Annotated in this window: 18 protein-coding genes; 9 read left to right on the top strand and 9 right to left on the bottom strand. The window is 71.7% G+C overall.

Annotated elements, in window-relative coordinates; all coding sequences use genetic code 11:
* Window positions 1-2: 2 nt before the first annotated feature.
* From treS to AB4Z14_RS09305, 5 genes are read left to right on the top strand one after another with little or no spacing between them, the layout of a single operon-like run.
* Window positions 3-1,709 (top strand): maltose alpha-D-glucosyltransferase, encoded by a 1,707-nt coding sequence (treS, locus tag AB4Z14_RS09285; RefSeq protein ID WP_056770373.1) that lies wholly within the window; start codon window positions 3-5, stop codon window positions 1,707-1,709.
* Window positions 1,709-3,136, top strand: a complete 1,428-nt coding sequence (locus AB4Z14_RS09290; RefSeq protein WP_442274959.1) for a maltokinase N-terminal cap-like domain-containing protein — start codon at window positions 1,709-1,711, stop codon at window positions 3,134-3,136. The genes treS and AB4Z14_RS09290 overlap by 1 nt, the downstream gene beginning before the upstream one ends.
* Window positions 3,133-5,415, top strand: coding sequence for a 1,4-alpha-glucan branching protein GlgB (glgB, locus tag AB4Z14_RS09295; protein ID WP_056770381.1), 2,283 nt, complete (start codon window positions 3,133-3,135; stop codon window positions 5,413-5,415). Before AB4Z14_RS09290 ends, glgB begins: the two co-directional genes overlap by 4 nt.
* Window positions 5,412-7,058 carry a phosphoglucomutase (alpha-D-glucose-1,6-bisphosphate-dependent) gene (pgm, locus tag AB4Z14_RS09300; protein ID WP_442274960.1) on the top strand — a complete coding sequence of 549 codons (1,647 nt, stop codon included), beginning with the start codon at window positions 5,412-5,414 and terminating at the stop codon, window positions 7,056-7,058. The genes glgB and pgm overlap by 4 nt, the downstream gene beginning before the upstream one ends.
* Window positions 7,055-7,540, top strand: a complete 486-nt coding sequence (locus AB4Z14_RS09305) for a hypothetical protein (protein WP_442274961.1) — start codon at window positions 7,055-7,057, stop codon at window positions 7,538-7,540. The genes pgm and AB4Z14_RS09305 overlap by 4 nt, the downstream gene beginning before the upstream one ends.
* Before the next feature lie 83 nt (window positions 7,541-7,623).
* Here the strand turns inward: AB4Z14_RS09305 and AB4Z14_RS09310 are convergent, their stop codons facing one another.
* From AB4Z14_RS09310 to AB4Z14_RS09330, 5 genes are all read right to left on the bottom strand, one after another.
* Entirely contained in the window at window positions 7,624-8,571 is a 948-nt protein-coding gene (locus AB4Z14_RS09310) for a co-chaperone YbbN (RefSeq protein ID WP_442274962.1), read from the bottom strand.
* Between the two features lie 14 nt (window positions 8,572-8,585).
* Entirely contained in the window at window positions 8,586-9,578 is a 993-nt protein-coding gene (locus tag AB4Z14_RS09315; protein ID WP_442274963.1) for a hypothetical protein, read from the bottom strand.
* Window positions 9,579-9,800: 222 nt separating this feature from the next.
* Entirely contained in the window at window positions 9,801-10,307 is a 507-nt protein-coding gene (locus AB4Z14_RS09320; RefSeq protein WP_442274964.1) for a GNAT family N-acetyltransferase, read from the bottom strand.
* Window positions 10,300-10,614, bottom strand: coding sequence for a thiamine-binding protein (locus AB4Z14_RS09325; protein WP_442274965.1), 315 nt, complete (start codon window positions 10,612-10,614; stop codon window positions 10,300-10,302). The genes AB4Z14_RS09320 and AB4Z14_RS09325 overlap by 8 nt, the downstream gene beginning before the upstream one ends.
* Window positions 10,615-10,673: 59 nt before the next feature.
* The gene (locus tag AB4Z14_RS09330; protein ID WP_442274966.1) at window positions 10,674-11,681 is read right to left on the bottom strand and encodes a GNAT family N-acetyltransferase; all 1,008 of its coding nucleotides are present in this window, start codon (window positions 11,679-11,681) and stop codon (window positions 10,674-10,676) included.
* A gap of 271 nt (window positions 11,682-11,952) precedes the next feature.
* Here AB4Z14_RS09330 and AB4Z14_RS09335 point away from each other — a divergent pair, with 271 nt between their 5' ends.
* Window positions 11,953-12,849: a type IV toxin-antitoxin system AbiEi family antitoxin domain-containing protein gene (locus AB4Z14_RS09335; RefSeq protein ID WP_442274967.1), complete on the top strand. Its 897-nt coding sequence runs from the start codon at window positions 11,953-11,955 to the stop codon at window positions 12,847-12,849.
* Between the two features lie 66 nt (window positions 12,850-12,915).
* Here the strand turns inward: AB4Z14_RS09335 and meaB are convergent, their stop codons facing one another.
* Together meaB and AB4Z14_RS09345 are read right to left on the bottom strand one after the other, a co-directional pair.
* On the bottom strand, window positions 12,916-13,881 hold the full coding sequence (gene meaB / locus AB4Z14_RS09340; protein WP_442274968.1) for a methylmalonyl Co-A mutase-associated GTPase MeaB: 966 nt from the start codon (window positions 13,879-13,881) through the stop codon (window positions 12,916-12,918).
* 20 nt (window positions 13,882-13,901) lie between these two features.
* Entirely contained in the window at window positions 13,902-15,107 is a 1,206-nt protein-coding gene (locus AB4Z14_RS09345; protein ID WP_056770408.1) for an acetyl-CoA C-acetyltransferase, read from the bottom strand.
* Window positions 15,108-15,245: 138 nt separating this feature from the next.
* On the opposite strand from AB4Z14_RS09345, the gene mce reads away from it, so the two are divergent.
* On the top strand, window positions 15,246-15,689 hold the full coding sequence (gene mce, locus AB4Z14_RS09350; protein WP_442274969.1) for a methylmalonyl-CoA epimerase: 444 nt from the start codon (window positions 15,246-15,248) through the stop codon (window positions 15,687-15,689).
* Here the strand turns inward: mce and AB4Z14_RS09355 are convergent.
* On the bottom strand, window positions 15,669-16,922 hold the full coding sequence (locus AB4Z14_RS09355; protein WP_442274970.1) for a glycoside hydrolase family 15: 1,254 nt from the start codon (window positions 16,920-16,922) through the stop codon (window positions 15,669-15,671). The genes mce and AB4Z14_RS09355 overlap by 21 nt on opposite strands.
* Before the next feature lie 112 nt (window positions 16,923-17,034).
* Between AB4Z14_RS09355 and AB4Z14_RS09360 the strand changes: the two genes are divergently transcribed.
* Window positions 17,035-17,850 carry a polysaccharide deacetylase family protein gene (locus tag AB4Z14_RS09360; RefSeq protein WP_442274971.1) on the top strand — a complete coding sequence of 272 codons (816 nt, stop codon included), beginning with the start codon at window positions 17,035-17,037 and terminating at the stop codon, window positions 17,848-17,850.
* On the opposite strand, the gene AB4Z14_RS09365 is transcribed toward AB4Z14_RS09360, so the two are convergent.
* Window positions 17,778-18,431 carry a DUF998 domain-containing protein gene (locus tag AB4Z14_RS09365; RefSeq protein ID WP_442274972.1) on the bottom strand — a complete coding sequence of 218 codons (654 nt, stop codon included), beginning with the start codon at window positions 18,429-18,431 and terminating at the stop codon, window positions 17,778-17,780. The two genes, AB4Z14_RS09360 and AB4Z14_RS09365, sit on opposite strands and share 73 nt — an antisense overlap.
* Window positions 18,432-18,581: 150 nt before the next feature.
* Here AB4Z14_RS09365 and ccrA point away from each other — a divergent pair, with 150 nt between their 5' ends.
* On the top strand, window positions 18,582-19,922 hold the full coding sequence (gene ccrA, locus AB4Z14_RS09370; RefSeq protein ID WP_056770421.1) for a crotonyl-CoA carboxylase/reductase: 1,341 nt from the start codon (window positions 18,582-18,584) through the stop codon (window positions 19,920-19,922).
* Window positions 19,923-19,961: the final 39 nt, after the last annotated feature.

Below are 19,961 nucleotides of genomic sequence, written 5' to 3' on the forward strand. Positions count from 1 at the left end.
GCATGCAGGGCCTCAACCTGTCCCAGCCCGGCCTCAAGCACGACCCGCAGTGGTTCAAGAAGGCAGTCTTCTACGAGGTGCTCGTCCGGGCCTTCGCCGACTCGAAGGGCTCCGGCGCCGGTGACTTCACCGGTCTCATCAACCGGCTCGACTACCTCCAGTGGCTCGGGGTCGACTGCCTCTGGCTGCCGCCCTTCTACGCGTCTCCGCTGCGCGACGGCGGCTACGACATCGCCGACTACAAGGCGGTCCTGCCCGAGTTCGGCACGCTGCCGGAGTTCACCGAGCTCGTCTCGCAGGCCCACGCCCGCGGCATCCGCATCGTCACCGACTTCGTCATGAACCACACGAGCGACCAGCACCCGTGGTTCCAGGCGAGCCGTGCCGAGCCCGACGGGCCCTACGGCGACTTCTACGTCTGGTCCGACACCGACGACGGCTACGACGACGCCCGCATCATCTTCGTCGACACCGAGGTGTCGAACTGGACCTTCGACCCGGTGCGGCGACAGTTCTTCTGGCACCGCTTCTTCAGCCACCAGCCCGACCTCAACTTCGAGAACGAGGCCGTGCAGGAGGCGATGTTCGACATCGTGCGCTTCTGGATGGACCTCGGGATCGACGGCTTCCGTCTCGACGCGGTCCCCTACCTCTTCGAGGAGGAGGGCACGAACTGCGAGAACCTCCCGAGGACGCACGAGTTCCTCGCCAAGCTGCGCGCCATGGTCGACGCCGAGTACCCCGGCCGGATCCTGCTCGCGGAGGCCAACCAACCGCCCGCCGAGGTCGTCGACTACTTCGGCACCGAGGAGGCGCCGGAGTGCCAGATGTGCTTCCACTTCCCGGTCATGCCCCGGCTCTACTACTCGCTGCGCGAGGAGACCGCCGCCCCGATCATCGACGTGCTCGCAGACACGCCGGCCATCCCCTCAGGCACGCAGTGGGGCACGTTCCTGCGCAACCACGACGAGCTGACGCTCGAGATGGTGACGCCCGAGGAGCGCGCCGCGATGTACGGCTGGTACGCCCCCGACCCCCGGATGCGTGCGAACGTCGGCATCCGCCGGCGGCTCGCTCCCCTGCTCGACAACTCACGGCCCGAGATCGAGCTCATCCACGCGCTGATCCTCTCGCTGCCGGGGTCGCCGTGCCTCTACTACGGCGACGAGATCGGCATGGGCGACAACATCTGGCTCACCGACCGCGACGCGGTGCGCACGCCGATGCAGTGGACCCCCGACCGCAACGCCGGCTTCTCGAGCGTCGACCCGGGCAAGCTCTACCTGCCCGTCATCAGCAGCCTCGTCTACCACTACAACAACATCAACGTCGAGGCGCAGATGGCCTCTTCGGCCTCGCTCCTGCACTGGGTGCGCGGGATGCTCCAGATCCGCGGACGGCATCCGGTCTTCGGGCTCGGCGACTTCACCGTCGTCGAGGCCGACAACGAGTCCATCCTCGCGTTCACGCGCACCCTGGAGGCCGACGGCAACGAGCCCGGCGAGGCCGTGCTCTGCGTCAACAACCTCTCGAGCCGCCCCCAGGCCGCGACGATCCAGCTGCCGGAGGAGCTCGCCGGCCGCGAGCTCATCGACCTCTTCGGCGGCAGCGGCTTCCCGTGGGTGGCGAGCGACGGACGGGTCACCCTGACGCTCGGCTCGCGCGACTTCTTCTGGCTCCGCGTGCGGGGCGGGGAGGACCGCGGCTGATGGCCATCGTGCACAAGGGCGCGTCGATCGTGCCGACCAAGACCGAGATGGTCACCGAGTGGATGCCGCACCAGCGGTGGTACCACGGCAAGGGCCACGTCCCGCAGCTGCGCCGCGTCGGCGGGTTCCGCTTCGAGGACCCCGAGGGCGAGGTGGGCTGCGAGACGCTGCTCCTCGCCGACGAGGCCGTGGCCCCGGCCGTGGTCTACCAGGTGCCCCTCACCTACCGTTCGGCCCCGCTGGAGGGCGCCGAGCACGCGCTGCTCGGCACGATGGAGCACAGCGTCCTCGGCACACGGTGGGTCTACGACGGACCCCACGACCCGGTCTACGTCGGCCAGCTCATGGCGACGATCCTCGGCGGCGGCGCCTCCGACGAGGCGCAGGCCTCGGTCGGCAGCAACGCGCTCGCCACCGGCTCCTCGACCGGCCACGCCGACGGCTCGGTGTCGTCGTCGACGGTGCTCAGCGGCGAGCAGTCCAACACGTCGGTCATCTGCCGCATGACCGCTCCTGACGGCGGCCCGGCCGAGCCGGTCATCGTCAAGGTCTTCCGCACCCTCCAGGACGGCGACAACCCCGACGTCGTCGTGCAGTCCGCCCTGACGGAGGAGGGCTCCGACCGTGTCCCGATGGCCATCGGCCACCTGTCGGGTGCCTGGGACGCCCCGGCCGGTGGCCCGACGATGCACGGGCACCTCGCCTTCGCGCAGGAGTTCATCCCCGGGGTCGAGGACGCGTGGCGGGTCGCACTCGTCGCCGCCGCGTCGGGCACGGACTTCACCGACCGGGCCCGAGACCTCGGCGTCGTCACCGCCCAGATCCACATGGCGCTCGCCCACGCTCTCGGCACGCACGAGGTGACGCCCGAGGCGCGCGCGGCCGTCGTCGCGTCGATGCGCCAGCGGTATGCCGCCGCCGTGGCCCTCGTGCCCGACCTCGCCTCCCGCTCGGGCGCCGTCGAGCGCGTCGTCGCGTCCGTGCGCGACGTGCACTGGCCGTCGCTGCAGCGGATCCACGGCGACTACCACCTCGGCCAGGTCCTCGACGTGCCCGAGCGCGGGTGGGTGGCCCTCGACTTCGAGGGTGAGCCGCTGCGCCCGCTCGCCGAACGCGTACTCCCCGACCTCACGGCGCGTGACGTCGCAGGCATGCTCCGCTCCTTCGACTACGCCGCGGGCTCGGTGGCGCTGGCCGAGTCACCGGTCGACGCGACCGCCTGGGCGGCAGCCTGCCGAGCCGCCTTCCTCGACGGGTACGCCGCCGTCGCAGGGGCACTCGACGCCGACGCGCAGGCACTGACCCGCGCGCTCGAGCTCGACAAGGCGCTCTACGAGGTCGTCTACGAGGCCCGCAACCGGCCCTCGTGGCTGCCGATCCCGCTCGGCGCCGTCGAGCGACTCACCACCGAGGAAGGCACGCCATGACCACCGAGACCGCCCACGGTCCCTCCCTCGACGACGCCGCCATCACGGCCTTCCTCCAGGGCCGCAACGGCCAGCCGCACGACCTGCTCGGACACCACGTCGGGCCCGGCGGCCTGACGATCACCGCCTACCGCCCGTTCGCGACCCGGGTCGGCGCCCGTCTCGACTCGGGCGAGCGGGTCGAGCTGCAGCACGTCCGCGACGGCATCTGGTCGATGACCTCGCCCGACTTCGGCACGACCCACGACTACCGCCTCCTCGTCGAGTACGGCGACGGCGTGGAGCACGAGCAGGACGACCCCTACCGCTTCGCCCCGACCCTCGGCGAGATCGACCGCCACCTCATCAACGAGGGCCGCCACGAGCAGCTGTGGACCGTCCTCGGCGCGCACGTGCGCCACTACCCCGGCCCGCTCGGCGACGTCTGGGGCGTGTCGTTCGCGGTGTGGGCGCCGCGTGCCAAGGCCGTCCACGTCATCGGCGACTTCAACGACTGGGACCGCCGCTCGCACCCGATGCGGGCGCTCGGCGAGAGCGGCATCTGGGAGCTCTTCCTGCCCGGCGCCCAGGAGGGGATGAACTACCAGTTCGCGGTGCGCGGGCCCGACGAGCTCGTCCGGCTCAAGAGCGACCCGATGGCGCGGATGACGGAGGTCGCGCCCAAGCAGGCGGCCATCGTCACCGAGACCCACTACGACTGGCGCGACGACGACTGGATGGAGCGCCGCCGCACGAGCAACGCCCACCAGGGGCCGATGAGCATCTACGAGGTCCACCTCGGCTCGTGGCGCCAGGAGCTCGGCTACCGCGGTCTCGCCGAGCACCTCGTCAACTACGTGCGCGACCTCGGCTTCACTCACGTCGAGTTCCTGCCCGTCATGGAGCACCCGTACGTCCCGTCGTGGGGCTACCACGTGACCGGCTACTACGCCCCGAGCTCGCGCTGGGGCCGCCCCGACGACTTCCGCTTCCTCGTCGACGAGCTGCACCGGGCCGGCATCGGGGTCCTGCTCGACTGGGTGCCCGGGCACTTCGCCACCGACGAGTGGGCCCTCGCCCGCTTCGACGGCCTGCCGCTCTACGAGCACCCGGACCCCCGCAAGGGCTGGCACCCCGAGTGGGGCTCCAACATCTTCGACTACGGCCGGCCCGAGGTGCGCAACTTCCTCGTCGCCAACGCCATCTACTGGCTCGAGGAGTTCCACCTCGACGGCCTCCGCGTCGACGGCGTGGCGTCGATGCTCTACCTCGACTACGCCCGCGACGCCGGGGCCTGGGTGCCCAACAAGGACGGCGGGCGCGAGAACCTCGAGGCCGTCGAGCTGCTCAAGGAGACGAACGGCACCGCCTACAAGCGGGTCGGCGGGATCGTCACGATCGCCGAGGAGTCGACGACGTGGCCCGGGGTCACGAAGCCGACCAACGAGGGCGGTCTCGGCTTCGGCTTCAAGTGGAACATGGGCTGGATGAACGACTCGCTGAAGTACCTCGGCGAGGAGCCGATCTACCGCAGCTACCACCACGGCAAGCTCACGTTCTCCCTGATGTACGCCTTCGACGAGAACTTCGTGCTGCCGATCAGCCACGACGAGGTCGTCCACGGCAAGGGCTCGCTGCTGCGCAAGTCGCGGGGCCCGCGCGAGGAGCAGGTCGCGACCCTTCGCGCCTTCCTCGCCTACCTCTGGTGCCACCCCGGCAAGCAGCTGCTCTTCATGGGCTGCGAGTTCGGCCAGGAGTCCGAGTGGTCCGAGGGCCGCAGCCTCGACTGGTGGTTGCTCGAGCAGCCGCTGCACTACCGCGTGCACAACCTCGTCAAGGACCTCAACGGCATCTACCGCGGCAACCGGGCGCTGTGGGAGCTCGACTCCGACCGCTCGGGCTTCGAGTGGCTCGAGGCCGACGACGCAGCCCACAACACGTTCTCGTGGCTGCGCTTCGGCACGGGCGACCGAGCGACCGACGCCCCGGTCGTGGCGTGCGTCATGAACTTCAGCGGCGAGACGCAGCAGTCCTACCGCATCGGGCTGCCGCGCGGCGGGCGGTGGACGGTCGTCCTCGACACGGCCGGCTACCACCCCGACGCCCCGAGCAGCACCGGCACCGTCGTCGAGGCGCGCGAGGAGGCCTGGCACCAGCAGCCGTATGCCGCCGACCTCACCGTCCCGCGCCTGTCAACCGTCTGGCTCGTCCCCGTCGACGAGCCCTCCGTCCCGGCCGTCGTCTCCGGGACCCTCGCGAGCAGCGACGCCGACCCGACCCCGAACGGAGACCCCTCATGACCCACCCGCGCGCCGGTCAGCCCGCACAGGCCGAGGACCTCGTCGACGTCGACGCCCTCGTCGGGGCCTACTATGACCGTCACCCCGACGTCGACGACCCCGACCAGCAGGTCGCGTTCGGCACGTCGGGACACCGCGGGTCGAGCCTGCGCACGGCCTTCAACGAGGACCACATCCTCGCCACGACGCAGGCCATCGTCGACTACCGCGTCTCGCAGGGTTTCGACGGGCCCCTCTTCATCGGCCGCGACACGCACGCGCTGTCCGAGCCCGCCTGGCGCTCGGCGCTCGAGGTACTCGTGGCCAACGGTGTGCAGGTGCTCGTCGACGACCGCGACGGGTTCACCCCGACCCCGGCCGTCTCGCACGCCATCCTCCGCGCCAACCGCGGCAAGGCCTCGGGCGCCACCGGACTGGCCGACGGCATCGTCGTCACGCCGTCGCACAACCCGCCGGCCGACGGCGGCTTCAAGTACAACCCGCCGCACGGCGGCCCGGCCGACACCGACGCGACGTCGGTCATCGCCGAGCGCGCCAACGACCTCATCCGCGGTGGGCTGCGCGAGGTCCGCCGCGTGGCCTTCGAGCAGGCCCGCGGCGAGGCCGGTTCCTACGACTTCATGGGCACCTACGTCGACGACCTGCCGAACGTCGTCGACCTCGCCCGGGTCCGCGAGGCCGGCGTGCGCATCGGAGCCGACCCCCTGGGTGGCGCGTCCGTCGCCTACTGGGGCGAGATCGGCGAGCGTCACGGGCTCGACCTCACCGTCGTCAACCCGCGCGTCGACCCGCAGTGGGCCTTCATGACCCTCGACTGGGACGGCAAGATCCGGATGGACTGCAGCTCGCCGTCCGCGATGGCTTCGCTCATCCACGCCAAGGACGCCTACGACATCTCGACGGGCAACGACGCCGACGCCGACCGGCACGGCATCGTCACGCCCGACGCCGGCCTGATGAACCCCAACCACTACCTCGCCGTGGCCATCCAGTACCTCTACGGCGGGGCCCGACCGGGTTGGCCCGCGACGACCGCCATCGGCAAGACCCTCGTGTCCTCCTCGATGATCGACCGCGTCGCCTCCGACCTCGGTCGTACGCTCCTGGAGGTCCCCGTGGGCTTCAAGTGGTTCGTGCCCGGGCTGCTCGACGGCTCGGTCGGGTTCGGCGGGGAGGAGTCCGCCGGAGCGAGCTTCCTGCGCCAGGACGGCACGGTCTGGTCCACCGACAAGGACGGCATCCTGCTCGCCCTCCTGGCGTCCGAGATCCTCGCCGCGACCGGCAGGACGCCCAGCCAGCACTACGCCGAGCTGACAGCGCGACACGGCGACCCGGCATACGCCCGCATCGACGCGGCGGCGTCGCGTGAGGAGAAGGCCAAGCTCGGGGCCCTCTCCCCCAGCGACGTGACGGCGGAGACCCTTGCGGGAGAGCCGATCACAGGCAAGCTGACCGAGGCCCCGGGCAACGGCGCCAAGATCGGCGGTCTCAAGGTGACGACCGAGAGCGCGTGGTTCGCCGCACGCCCGTCGGGCACCGAGGACGTCTACAAGATCTACGCCGAGTCCTTCCAGGGCGCCGAGCACCTCGCCCGCGTGCAGGCCGAGGCGAAGGACGTCGTGTCGGCGGCCCTCGGCGGATGAGCGAGCTCGACGAGTCTGGTCCGCGGGGCCGGCTGGTGCTCGTGACGGCGGTCCGCGCCGACGCTCGGGCCGCCCTGGCGTCGGCCGTGGCTGCTCGTCTCCAACGGGCCGTCGTCGTCGACGGTGCGGCACTCGAGGCGGCCGTCACGGGCGGCGCCGTCCCCGGGTGGGACGAGCCGCCGACGTCGGAACAGCTGCGGAGTCGGCTGCTGCGCTGGTCAGCGGCCCTGGCCGTGGCCGAGACCTACCAGCTCGAGGGCCTCGACGCGGTCGTCGCCGAGGACGCGCTCGGTGACCGGCTCGAGGACTTCCTCGACCTCGTGGAGCCCGAGCCGGTCCACGTGGTCGTCGTCCGTGACGGCGCCGACCCCACCACGCCGCACTGGGGCCTGTGGGTCGACGGCACTGACCCGGTCGATGCCACGGCCGACGACGTCGTCACCCGGCTGGCCGACGCGCTCGTCGCCACGTCGGCCACCTGACACCGCCGGGCACGCGACGGCACCCACACAGCACCGCGGGCCACCCTCCGACGTGGAGGATGACCCGCTTCGTGTCCGGACCCTCAGAAGAGGGCGCTCATCAGGGACTTGCGTGCCTTCGCGACGCGCTCGTCGGTCACGCCGATGACCTCGAAGAGCTCGACGAGGTGCTCCCGCGCCTTGTTGCGGTCGGCGTCGGCCGTGACGCGCACCGTGTCGATGAGCCGCATGAAGGCGTCCTCGACGTGACCACCGAGCAGGTCGAGGTCGGCGACGAGGATCTGCGCGTCGACGTCGGTCGGTGCGGCGGCCGCAGCGGCACGGGCGGCCTGGAGGTCGGCCCCCTGGGTGCGCTGCATGAGCCCGACCTGGGCGAGGCCCAGCTTGGCGTCCGTGTCGGCAGGGCTCTGCGCGAGGGCCTCGCGGTAGGCCGAGGCGGCCCCGTCGAGGTCGCCCGCCTCGATGGCGTCGAAGGCCTTCTGGTGCAGTGGCGGCAGCGGCTGCTCCTGCTCGGCCTCGTCGGCCGGTGCCTCGGCCTCGTCCCCGACCGTGACGGTGCCGGTGACCCCGTGCTGCGCCGCGAGCTGGAGCACCTGGTCGATGACGGCCGTGACCTGGGCCTCAGGCTGCGCGCCCTCGAACAGCGGCACGGGTTGGCTCTGCACGAAGGCGAAGCTCACCGGCACGGCCTGGACCTGGAAGGCCTGCAGGATCGTGGGGTTCGCGTCGACGTCGACGGTGACGAGCTGGAAGCGGCCCGCGTAGCGGCGGGCCACCGCACCGAAGGTCGTGACGAAGTCGGCCGACTCCTGGAGCCGCGGCGACCACAGCACCATGACGACGGGGTGCCGGTCGGACGCCGCGATGACGTCACGGATCGAGGCGTCAGTGCCCTCGATGACGAGGCCAGCACCGTCCGCGGAGGTGGAGGCCGCGCCGGATGCGGGGCCAGCCGGCTGGGCCGGACGCTTGAGCGATGACAGGTCGACGGCACCGCGAAGTGCTGCTGCGGTGAATGGCTGGTGACTCATAGATCAATCCTGCCTCACCGACCCGAGCCGGCGACGAGCTGGTCCGAAGCGGCGACGATGCGCGCCTGTCCGGACGCAGGGATGACGATGGCGACGATCTCGTTGGAGGTGAGGTTGGCCTCGGTCGTGATCTGCTTGATGCCGGTCAGGAGCGTCAGGTCCTTGGCCGGGGTGAGCTTGACGGGGGTGCGCATGGCGATGGCGTCATTGCGCACGAGGTGGGCGAAGACGATGGCGCCGTTGCCGTCCTTGAGGCGCAGGCCGCCGATGACGCCCTTGGGCTCGTGCTCCTGGGTGAAGGCACCCTGGTTGTTAAGGGCCTGCGACTGCGCGCGGGCCGACTGGCGCAGCTGCTCCGAGAGCGGGTCGTCGGCCAGCACCTTGGTCGCCGTCGGGTCGGGGTACTTCACCGATGCGGCGAAAGCCGAGACGACGTCGTCGGGCTTGGCGCTCAGGCCCGTGCCGTCGGCGACGGCGGCAGAGCCGTCGGACGTCGGGTCGAGGGCGTCGAGCTTGGCGTCCGGGAGCATCGGGGTGACCGCGGCCGCCTTGAACGGCGCACCGGACTGGCCACCGACGAGCAGCACGAGGACGGCCGCACCGGTCTTCTTCAGCGTCGTCTGGGCGAGGATCTGCGCCGGGGCGTCTCCAGCCCGGGACAGCGCGAGCACCTTGACGCCGGTCGTGGCGAGCTCGGCGTCGGCCTTCTCCGCGGCGGTGCGCCCGGGCAGCGTCTTGGCGTACGCGTTCGCCGACTGCAGCGCGGCACCGACGAAGGCCTTGCTGCGAGCAGCCGTACCGGCGGCCGAGGCGTCGAGCGAGGACGTCGCTGCGGCACCGACGGCGGAAGCGGCGGTCGTGTCGGCGGCATCGGCCGCGACCACGGGGGTCGCCGAGCCGCCGGTCCCGGCGGTGCCGTCGTCGGAGTTGCCGGTGCAGGCAGAGAGCATGGCAGCGCAGGCGAGCGCGGCGGCAAGAGCACGTCGACGAGTCGCGGTGCGGGGCATGGAAAAGCCTTTCGGTGACGCAGGGGGACGGGCCGAGCGCGTTCGGCCGCGACCCACGATACGCACGGACCGTGCTGCATCCCCAATCCGCGGTAACGGCTCGCCGAGGACATTTCCGGACACTCCTGACGCAGTTCGTGCAGCGACACGCGCCCATGTCAGACAGGTCACGCTCGCCCGCCGGCGACCTATGCCCGTTATGCGCAGATTGTCCTGCGCGTGTCAGGCGAGACGGCGGACCATCCGCATTTCCGGGGTGCCGGTCGGCGGGTGCAGCTCGCGCCGGCCCTCGTCGACGAACCCGCGCCGCGTGTAGAAGGCCCTGGCCCTCGCGTTGCCCTCGATGACCCACAAGGTCGCGTCACGGTCGCCGAGGAGCTCGTCGACGAGGCGGCCGGCGACGCCCGTGCCACGGGCGTGCGGGGCGAGGTTGACGGCATACAGCTCCCACTCGGAGGGTGCGTCCTCGTCGCGACTGGGGCCGGCGCTGCCGAAACCCGCGAGCCGGCCGTCAGAATCGACGACCACGAGGGTGCGCTGGGGCGCGTCCGGCGGCAGGGCGACCCGCTCACGCCAGCGGTCCGCGCAGCGCTCGTCACTCAGCCCGGCCAGGTAGTCGGCCGGCATGAGGTCGGCGTACGCGTCGCGCCAGATGGCCATGTGCACCCGGCCCAGCTCGTCGCAGTCCTCGGGTGCGAGCGGGCGCAGGGCCCAGTCGCCCTCACTCATCCTGCTGACGGCCGAGCGCATCCTCGAGCCGCTCGAGCTTGCCGTCGAGCTCGCCCGTCCAGCCGGGACGGATGTCGGCCTTGAGCACGAGCCCGACACGCGGCGAGGTCTCCGCCAGCACGTCGCAGCACTGCTTGACGACAGCCATGCACTCGTCCCACTCCCCTTCGATCGTCGTGAACATCGCGTCGGTGCGGTGCGGCAGACCGGAGTCGCGCACGACGCGGATGGCTCGGGCGACGGCGTCGGACACGGATCCGGTGTCGTCGGCCGCGACGGTGGGGGCGACGGAGAAGGCGATCAGCATGACCTCACCGTATGCCGCCCTCGCCGTCGTCGCGCGAGCACCCCACCGAGCCGCTCGGCCTAGAAGGCCTTCTTCATCGTCAGTGCCTCCTCGATGATGGCGAAGCCCAGGTCCTTGTTGATCTGGACCATCCAGGGGTTCTGCTCATCGTTCATCGTCTGGACCGAACGCCGTTCTGGCGCAAGGCGGGCCAGCTCCTCGAGGTTCGCGATCTTGACGGCCATGCCGAGCCGGTGGCCGCGGTGCTCGGGCAGCACGAGGGTGCCCCACTGAAAGACGACGTGCGGGTCCCCGGACGGGATGGAGAGGTCGGTATAGGCCGCGACGACGCCGGACTCGCGGTGCACGGCGACCGCCGTGACCATCGTGCGACCGGTGTCGCGCAGGTGCTGGAGCAGCGTCTCGTAGTCATCGACGGTCATCGACTCGGGCTCGAACTCGACGTCGCCCGTGGGGGCGTCGAGGATGAGCCGGTTCGACGCGTCGCAGACGCCCTGACGCAGCTCGACCGGCACGCCGTCGACGTGGACGGTCAGCTCGTACCGGTCGCCCATCGCCTCGGCGGCGCGATGCTCGTGCTCGGCCATGACGTCGGCCGCGACCGGGAGCGGGAGCGAGCGCACGATCTCGATGCTCGACACCGTGAAGCCACGGCGGAGGGCGAACTCGCGGTCGGCGTGCGACTCGCGGTCGCCCACCGGCACGAAGACCTCGGTCAGGAGCATGTCCCGGCCTGCCGCTCGGGCCTGCTGCTCCATCCAGTCGACGAGGGCGGTTCCCACACCCTGCCCGCGGTGCTGCGGGTCGACTTCGAGGTGCGACCAGCACTTGTCCAGGTTGTCGCGTTCGGGGAAGAACACGCGGGCCCAGCCGACGGGTGAGCCGTCGACCACCGCGACCACGCTCTCCTCGCGCTCGCCGGGGAACGAGAAGCGCACCATCTTGAGGAACTCGTCCTCGGTGCGCTGGATCGGCTGCACGCGCGAGACGGACTCGCTGCGCGTGGCCACGCCGAAGAGCTCCTTGAGCATGACGTCGTCGTCATGGTCGAGCGGGATGATGTCCATCCCTCGACGGTGACACCGCCGCGTCCCCGGCGCCATCCATTTACATCCGCCGCGCGCTCGCCGCGTCCCCCTGCAGGCCCTCCCCCGCGTCCGTATGCCGCCCGCTCCCTCCGCGCCACCGCGGGCCATGCGAGCGGTCCCCCGCGACACAGCACGCACCAGTGCGCGGTCGCCATACGCAGGACCCCGGCCGACGACCCCCACGTCATGTGTTCCGAGAGCCTGTGGACAGCGCGCTCGAGACCCCTCGACGGCTCGGCAGGCTGGCGTGGTGGATCCGGTGGTGGACGCGGTGCGGCGACTCGGCGGCGTCGCGACGCGTGCCGAGCTGCGGCCCTTCGTCTCGAAACGGCAGCTTCGGCGAGCCGTGGTCGAGGGACACGTCCTGCGCCCCCGTCCCGGCCGGTACCTGCTTCGCGACGTCGACGCCGCCACGGCTGTGGCGCACGAGCTCAGCGCCGTCGTCTCCCACCGCTCCGCGGCCCTCGCGCACGGGTGGAAGGTCAAGACGGTGCCGCCGAAGCCGGAGGTCACCGTGCCCCGAGGGCGCAAGATCGCGGCCGGGACCCGGCCACGGGCGCGGATCTGGTCCTCCCTCATCGACCCCCGGGACGCGGCCGCAGGCATCACGTCACCGGCTCGCACCGTGGTCGACTGCGCTCGCCACCTCCCGTTCGACGAGGCTCTCGCCATCGCCGACTCGGCGCTCCGGTCCCGGCGGGTGTCGGCCGGCGACCTCGCGACCCTGGCGCAGCAGGTCCGCGGGCCCGGACGACCGCGGGTGCTTCGCGTCCTCACGCACGCGTCGAGCAAGGCGGCCAACCCCTTCGAGTCCGTACTCCGCGCGATCTCGCTCGACGTGCCGGGGCTCGACCTCCGTCCCCAGGTCGGCATCGCCGTGGCCGGCGGCGAACGGGTCACCCCTGACCTCGTCGACATGTCGCTGGGGATCGTCGTCGAGGCGGACAGCCACGAGTTCCACACTGGCAGAGAGCAGCTCGTCGTCGACTGCTGGCGCTATGACGAGCTGGTCCTGTCCGGCTGGGACGTCTACCGGTTCAGCTACGAGCAGGTGATGCGGCGGCAGGCGTGGGTGCGTTCGGTGCTCCTCCGTGCCGAGGCGAAGTCCCGAGCGACACAGGAAGTCCGCGTAGCTCTCCAGCGCTGAGCGCGAGCTCCACCGCAACGCCAGGCTTCAGGTGTCGCGGTGAACCACCCAGCCCGAACCCGCCGGTCAGGAGCCGAGCTGCTCGAGGAGACGGTCGGCGGCGGCATAGGGGTCGGTGCGCCCGGCGATGACGTCACGGGCCAGCGCGGCGACGCCCTCGTGACCACCGACGTGCCCGAGCCGGGCACGCAGGGTCGTCAGCGCGATCGTCTCGATCTCGTCGGCGACGCGACGCTCACGGCGCCGTGCCAGCTCGCCGTTCTCCTCGACGAACGCCCGGTGCTTGTCGAGCGCCTCCATCACCTCGTCGATGCCGACCTTCTGTGCCGCAACGGTTTTCACGACCGGAGGCCGCCACAGACCCGGCTCGGTGCGGTCGCCGAGCGAGATCATGTGGCGCAGGTCGCGGACCGTCGCGTCGGCGCCGTCGCGGTCGGCCTTGTTGACGACGAAGACGTCGCCGATCTCGAGGATGCCGGCCTTGGCGGCCTGGATGCCGTCGCCCATGCCGGGCGCGAGCAGGACGACCGACGTGTCGGCGAGCCCGGCGATCTCGACCTCGGACTGCCCCACCCCGACGGTCTCGACGAGCACGACGTCGCACCCGGCGGCGTCGAGCACCCGGATGGCCTGCGGTGTCGTGAACGACAGCCCGCCGAGATGGCCGCGCGAGGCCATCGAGCGGATGTAGACCTCGGGGTCGAGGGCGTGGTCCTGCATGCGGACGCGGTCGCCGAGCAGCGCCCCGCCCGAGAACGGCGAGCTCGGGTCGACCGCGAGCACGCCGACGCGCAGGCCGCGCTCGCGGAAGGCGCCGACGAGCGCAGTCGTCGTCGTCGACTTGCCGACGCCCGGCGAGCCGGTGAGACCGATGACCCACGCGTTGCCGGCGTGCGGCGCGAGCGCCGCCATCACCTCGCGCAGGGACTCGTGGGCGTCCTCGACGAGGGAGATGAGGCGGGCGACGGCGCGCGGCGAACCCGCCCTGGCCGACTCGACCAGGGCGGGGACGTCGACGGATCGGCGCGCCACGCGGTGCAGGACCCGGGCGATCAGGCGGTCGCGGGCACGCGGACGATGAGGGCGTCACCCTGACCGCCGCCACCGCAGAGGGCAGCCGCGCCGACACCGCCGCCGCGACGCTTCAGCTCGAGCGCGAGGTGCAGGGCGATGCGGGCACCGGACATGCCGATCGGGTGGCCGAGGGCGATGGCGCCGCCGTTGACGTTGACCTTGTCGACGTCGATGCCGAGCTCCTTGGCCGACGCGAGTCCGACGGCCGCGAAGGCCTCGTTGATCTCGACGAGGTCGAGGTCGGCGGGTGTGATGCCCTCCTTCTCGCAGGCCCGGGCGATGGCGCGGGCGGGCTGCTGCTGGAGCGTCGAGTCGGGCCCGGCGACCATGCCGTGCGCGCCGATCTCGGCGAGCCACGTGAGTCCGAGCTCCTCGGCCTTCGCCTTGCTCATGACGACGACCGCGGCGGCACCGTCGGAGATCTGCGACGCCGAGCCGGCCGTGATCGTGCCGTCCTTGCTGAAGGCCGGGCGCAGGCCGCCGAGCGACGCGGTCGTCGTGTCGGCGCGGATGCCCTCGTCGTTCTTGAAGACGACCGGGTCGCCCTTGCGCTGCGGGATGCTCACCGGGACGACCTCGTCGTCGAAGAGGCCGTCCTTCCACGCCTTGGCCGCGAGCTGGTGGCTGCGCGCCGAGAACTCGTCCTGCTCCTCGCGGGTGAAGGCCTGCTCGCCCGTGTTGGCCTGCTCGGTGAGCAGACCCATGGCCTGGTCGGTGAAGGCGTCCCAGAGGCCGTCGAAGGCCATGTGGTCGCGCATCGTGACGTCGCCGTACTTGTAGCCCTCGCGCGACTTCGTCATGAGGTGCGGCGCGTTGGTCATCGACTCCTGGCCGCCGGCGACGACGACGTCGCACTCGCCGGCGCGGATGAGCTGGTCGGCCATGGCGATGGCGTTGATGCCGGAGAGGCAGACCTTGTTGATGGTCAGGGCCGGGACGGTCATCGGGATGCCGGCGGCGTGCGCGGCCTGGCGGGCCGGGATCTGGCCGGCGCCGGCCTGCAGCACCTGACCCATGATGACGTAGTCGACCTGCTCCGGGGCGACGCCCGCCTTCTCGAGGGCCCCCTTGATGGCGACGCCACCGAGGTCGGACCCGGAGAAGTCCTTGAGCGAGCCGAGCAGCCGACCCATGGGGGTGCGGGCGCCCGCGACGATCACGGAGGTGGGACGGTCAGCAGTCATGGGTGAAGCCTCTTCCGACGTCATTGGGGATGTCGCCGTCAACTCTAGTCGCGACCCCGCGAGGCCCCTCGACGAGCATGACCAAGCGCACACGGCATACAGCAGCCGTATGCCGTCACGCCGCCCTACGTTGGGACCATGAGCGCGACTCCCGACCCCCTCTTCACCCACATCGACCACGTCGGCATCGCGGTCCCCGACCTCGACGCGGCCATCGCGTTCTACGAGGGGACGTACGGGATGCGGATGCTCCACGAGGAGACGAACGCGGAGCAGGGAGTCCGCGAGGCGATGATGGGCGTCGGCGACTCGGGCTCGTGCATCCAGCTGCTCGCGCCCCTCTCCCCCGAGTCGACGATCGCGAAGTTCTTGGACCGCAGCGGCCCGGGCATCCAGCAGCTCGCCTACCGCGTCGCCGACATCGACGCCGTGTGCGCGACGCTCCGCGAGCGCGGCCTCCGGCTGCTCTACGACACCCCGAGGCGCGGCACGAGCGACAGCCGCGTCAACTTCATCCACCCCAAGGACGCCGGCGGTGTCCTCGTCGAGCTCGTCGAGCCGTCAGCCCACGCCGGACACTGACGTCGCGTCCACGCCCGAGCGCTGCGCCGCCAGCTCGACCTCGGTGAGGACGACGAGGGCCGCGGTCCAGGCGAGCGGCGCCGGTCCTGCGGGGCTCCCGTCCGGCAGGACCTTCTCCGGCAGGCTCCCCCACGACGTGCAGTGCCCGTCGAGCCAGGTGAGCCAGCGCTCGGCGACGAGAGGGTGTCCGGAGGCCGCTGCGGTGTAGGCGACCATGGCGGTCTCCGGCGTCCACGAGACGCCGTCCCCCTTCCACTCGACACCGGGGGCGAGGCCACCCCCGGCACGCAGGGCCAGCACCGGATAGTGCTCCCAGGCACGCTCCGCGGCCATGTCGCCCACTGCGGCGAAGGGTGGCATGAGCATGGTGACGCCCGCATCGAGCCCTCCGGACCGTCCGTGGCGCTCGTACGCTGGGCCGAACTCCGCACGGATCAGGGACCGCAGCCCGCGAGCCGCCCGCCTGGCCAGGTCCACCCGACCGGTGTCACCCTCGGCCGCGAAGGTCCCCGCCGCGGCCTCGAGCCCGGCGGCGAGCGGAGCCGCCGTGCCGAGGGTGACCCGCCGCTCCGGCACCTCCCAGTAGTCGGGTGACACCTCGGGCAGGCGGGTGCCCGCCGCCGTCTGCGCCAGGACGAAACGGAAGGCCCGGTCGCGCAGTCCGCGCAGCCCAGCGGGCAGGACCCCACGGGGGCTCGCCACCCTGACCTGCTCGAGGGACCAGAGCACCCACCCGGCGCCGTCGCTCTGGCGAGGACGGTCGTCCGGCGGACCGGTTCCGTCCAGCCGGTAGCGCGCCTCGAATCCGCCGTCGGGCCGTTGGACGCGGGCGAGGAAGCCCAGGACGCGCTCGGCATCGGCCACGTGCCCGGTCTCGGCGTACGCGACGGCGACGAAGGCGGAGTCCCGTGGCCACGCGTACGCCCAGGGGGCGTCGGGGCCGGCCGCGACGGCCCCGTTCGGTCCGGTCAGGGCGTGCAGGTCCTGGAGCGCCTGGGCCGCGACGCGTGTGCGCGCGCCGGCCGCGGGGACCGTGCCGTCGACGAGCCAGAGGGCTTCGGCCAGCGGCTCCACGAGCCGGTCGCCGAGCGCGGCAGGCGCGAGGACGGACGTCGCGCGCCAGCCCGCGCCGTTGCGCAGGACCGGCAGCGGGTCGTCGGCGACGAGCAGCGGGACGAGTCCGGCACCGGCCATCACGACCGCAGCCAGAGCGCCCACCACGGCACGCCGCACGTCCACCTCCCTCGACCCGCGGTCGACCTCCCCGTCGACCGGGCGCCAGTGTGGCACGCGTGGTGCCGACTCGCCCGAGGATCGCGGCGGGCTGCCCGTAGCATCGGCTGACATGGAGGTCACACGCCGTCAGGCCCTGACCGCGGCAGCCGGTGCAGCCGTCGGAGCAGCCGGGGCCGTCGGGGCGGTGCGACTCGTGGAGCGGCTCGACGAGAACACCCCGCTGCCCTTCTACGGCAGCCCGGTCAGCGCCGTCCGTCCCGACCGATCCACCCCCTCGGCGGCAGCCACCTCGGTCGTCTGGGCGGGTGCGGGCGATCAGCGCCGCGTCGCGCTGACCTTCGACGACGGTCCGCACCCCGACTGGACCCCACGGGTGCTGGCCGCGCTCGAGGCGGAGGACGTGCCCGCCACGTTCTTCTGCCTCGGGCGCAACGTGCGCGACCACGGCGCGCTGCACCGCGACAGCGTCGGCCGGCACGAGCTCGCGAACCACACCTTCGAGCACCCCGACCTCGGTCGGCTCGACTGGTCCCGGTGCACCGACGAGATCACGAGGACGACCCGGCTCATGACGGAGACGTACGGCGTGGCGCCGACGCTCTTCCGGCCGCCCTACGGGCACGTCGGAGGGGCCTCGCTCCTCGCGGCCGCCGAGTCGTCCCTCACGACGGTCCTGTGGTCGGCCCAGGCACGCGAGGACCTCGTGGCCAGCCATCCGGACGGCATCGTCGAGGACATCGCGTCGCAGGTGCGTCCCGGCTCGATCGTCCTCGCCCACGACACGGGCTCGGACGACCGGCTCATCACCATCGACCGGCTCGCCGCGATCATCCGCAGGCTCCGCGACGACGGCTACACCTTCGCGACCGTCTCCGACCTCCTGGCGCCGAGCAGCGCCCAGGCGACGGCGGCCAGCCACGGGTAGGTCGGCCACAGGGCGAGGCGCTCGAGGGCACCGACCCAGGTCGGGTCCCCAAGACGCAGCCCGAACGCCGCAGCCGAGGCCACCATGAGGCCGCCGAGCACGAGACCCGACACGGCGACGCCCCGTGACACGGCGTGTGACCTCCGCAGCGCCTCGGTGGTGACGAGGACGGCGAGCGGCTGGAGGACGAAGACGGGAACCGCCACGACCCCGTGCCGCCCGGGGTGCTGGTCGACGGGCACGAGCCCGACGGCGGCGGCAAAGAGCGCGGACACGACCCACAGCCAGACGGCGGCGAGCGCCCATCCCCCGGCGCCGAGACGCGGTCGCAGCAGCACGGCGCCCGCTGCCCGCAGGAGGCCGAACACGACGAACGCCACGCCGAGCGCGGCATGGCCCGAGGAGCAGACGTCGACCGTCGACCCCGCGTGACCGGGCGCGCACGTCAGCATCCCGAGCGCGCTGATCGTGTCGTCGCGCAGGCTGTAGGTCGCCGAGGCGCCGGCGGCGACGAGGAGCTCGGCGAGCAGGTAGACCGGCTGGACGAGCCAGCAGCCGAGACCCGCCGTCGTCCGTCGCACGCGTTGACGCTATCCCGTGACCCAGGTCACCTGTGGTGGCCGTCTCAGAAGCGGCTACCCGCGGGTCACGTCTCGCTACGTTCGGGGACACACCGCACTGGTTCGACTCTGTCTCGACCCACCAATGACGCTGCGACGTAAGGACCTTCAATGCAGGCCATCCGCGACGCCATCCTCTCCGGCGACCGCACCCAGGAGACCTACGCGAACATCGAGATCCCCGCCACGTACCGCGGGGCGACCGTCCACAAGGACGAGGTCGGCATGTTCGAGGGGCTCGCCACGCGCGACAAGGACCCGCGCAAGTCGCTGCACATCGACGAGGTACCCGTGCCGGAGCTGGCGCCGGGCGAGGCGCTCGTCGCCGTCATGGCCAGTGCGATCAACTACAACACCGTGTGGACCTCGATCTTCGAGCCCGTCTCGACCTTCGGCTTCCTCGAGCGCTACGGCCGCATGTCGGAGTTCTCCAAGCGCCACGACCTGCCCTACCACGTCGTCGGGTCCGACCTCGCCGGCGTCATCCTGCGCACCGGCCCCGGCGTGACGAAGTGGAAGCCCGGCACCGAGGTCGTCGCGCACTGCCTCTCGGTCGAGCTCGAGGACGCCGAGGGCCACAACGACACGATGCTCGACCCGCAGCAGCGGATCTGGGGCTTCGAGACGAACTTCGGCGGACTCGCCGAGCTCGCGATCGTCAAGGCCAACCAGCTGATGCCCAAGCCCGGCCACCTGACGTGGGAGGAGGCCGCCTCCCCGGGCCTCGTCAACAGCACCGCCTACCGCCAGCTCATCTCCAAGAACGGCGCCGCGATGAAGCTCGGCGACCGCGTGCTCATCTGGGGCGCGTCCGGCGGCCTCGGCTCCTACGCCACGCAGATGGCCCTCGCCGGCGGCGCGACCCCGATCTGCGTCGTCTCCTCGCCCGAGAAGGCCGAGATCTGCCGCGCCATGGGCGCCGAGCTCATCATCGACCGCAACGCCGAGGACTACCGCTTCTGGAACGACGAGGGCACCGAGCAGAACCCGCGCGAGTGGCAGCGGCTCGGCAAGAAGATCCGCGAGCTGACCGGTGGCTACGACGTCGACATCGTCTTCGAGCACCCCGGCCGCGAGACGTTCGGCGCGAGCGTCTATGTGGCACGCAAGGGCGGGACCATCGTCACCTGTGCGTCGACGTCGGGCTACATGCACGAGTACGACAACCGCTACCTCTGGATGAACCTCAAGCGCATCGTCAGCTCGCACTTCGCCAACTACCGCGAGGCGTGGGAGGCCAACGAGCTCGTCAACCGTGGGCTCATCCACCCGACGCTGAGCAAGACGTACACGCTCGACGAGGTGGGGCAGGCGGCGCTCGACGTCCACCGCAACGCCCACCAGGGCAAGGTCGGCGTGCTGACGCTCTCCCCCGAGCCGGGCCTCGGCGTCACCGACCCCGAGAAGCGCGCGGGTTTCGAGTCGGCGATCAACCGCTTCGCCGACCAGTAGCCGTCCTGCAGCCGTCGCACGAGGGCCGGCCCACCGTCA

It is taken from the genome of Terrabacter sp. 2TAF16 (assembly GCF_052115065.1).
Lineage (GTDB): Bacteria > Actinomycetota > Actinomycetes > Actinomycetales > Dermatophilaceae > Terrabacter.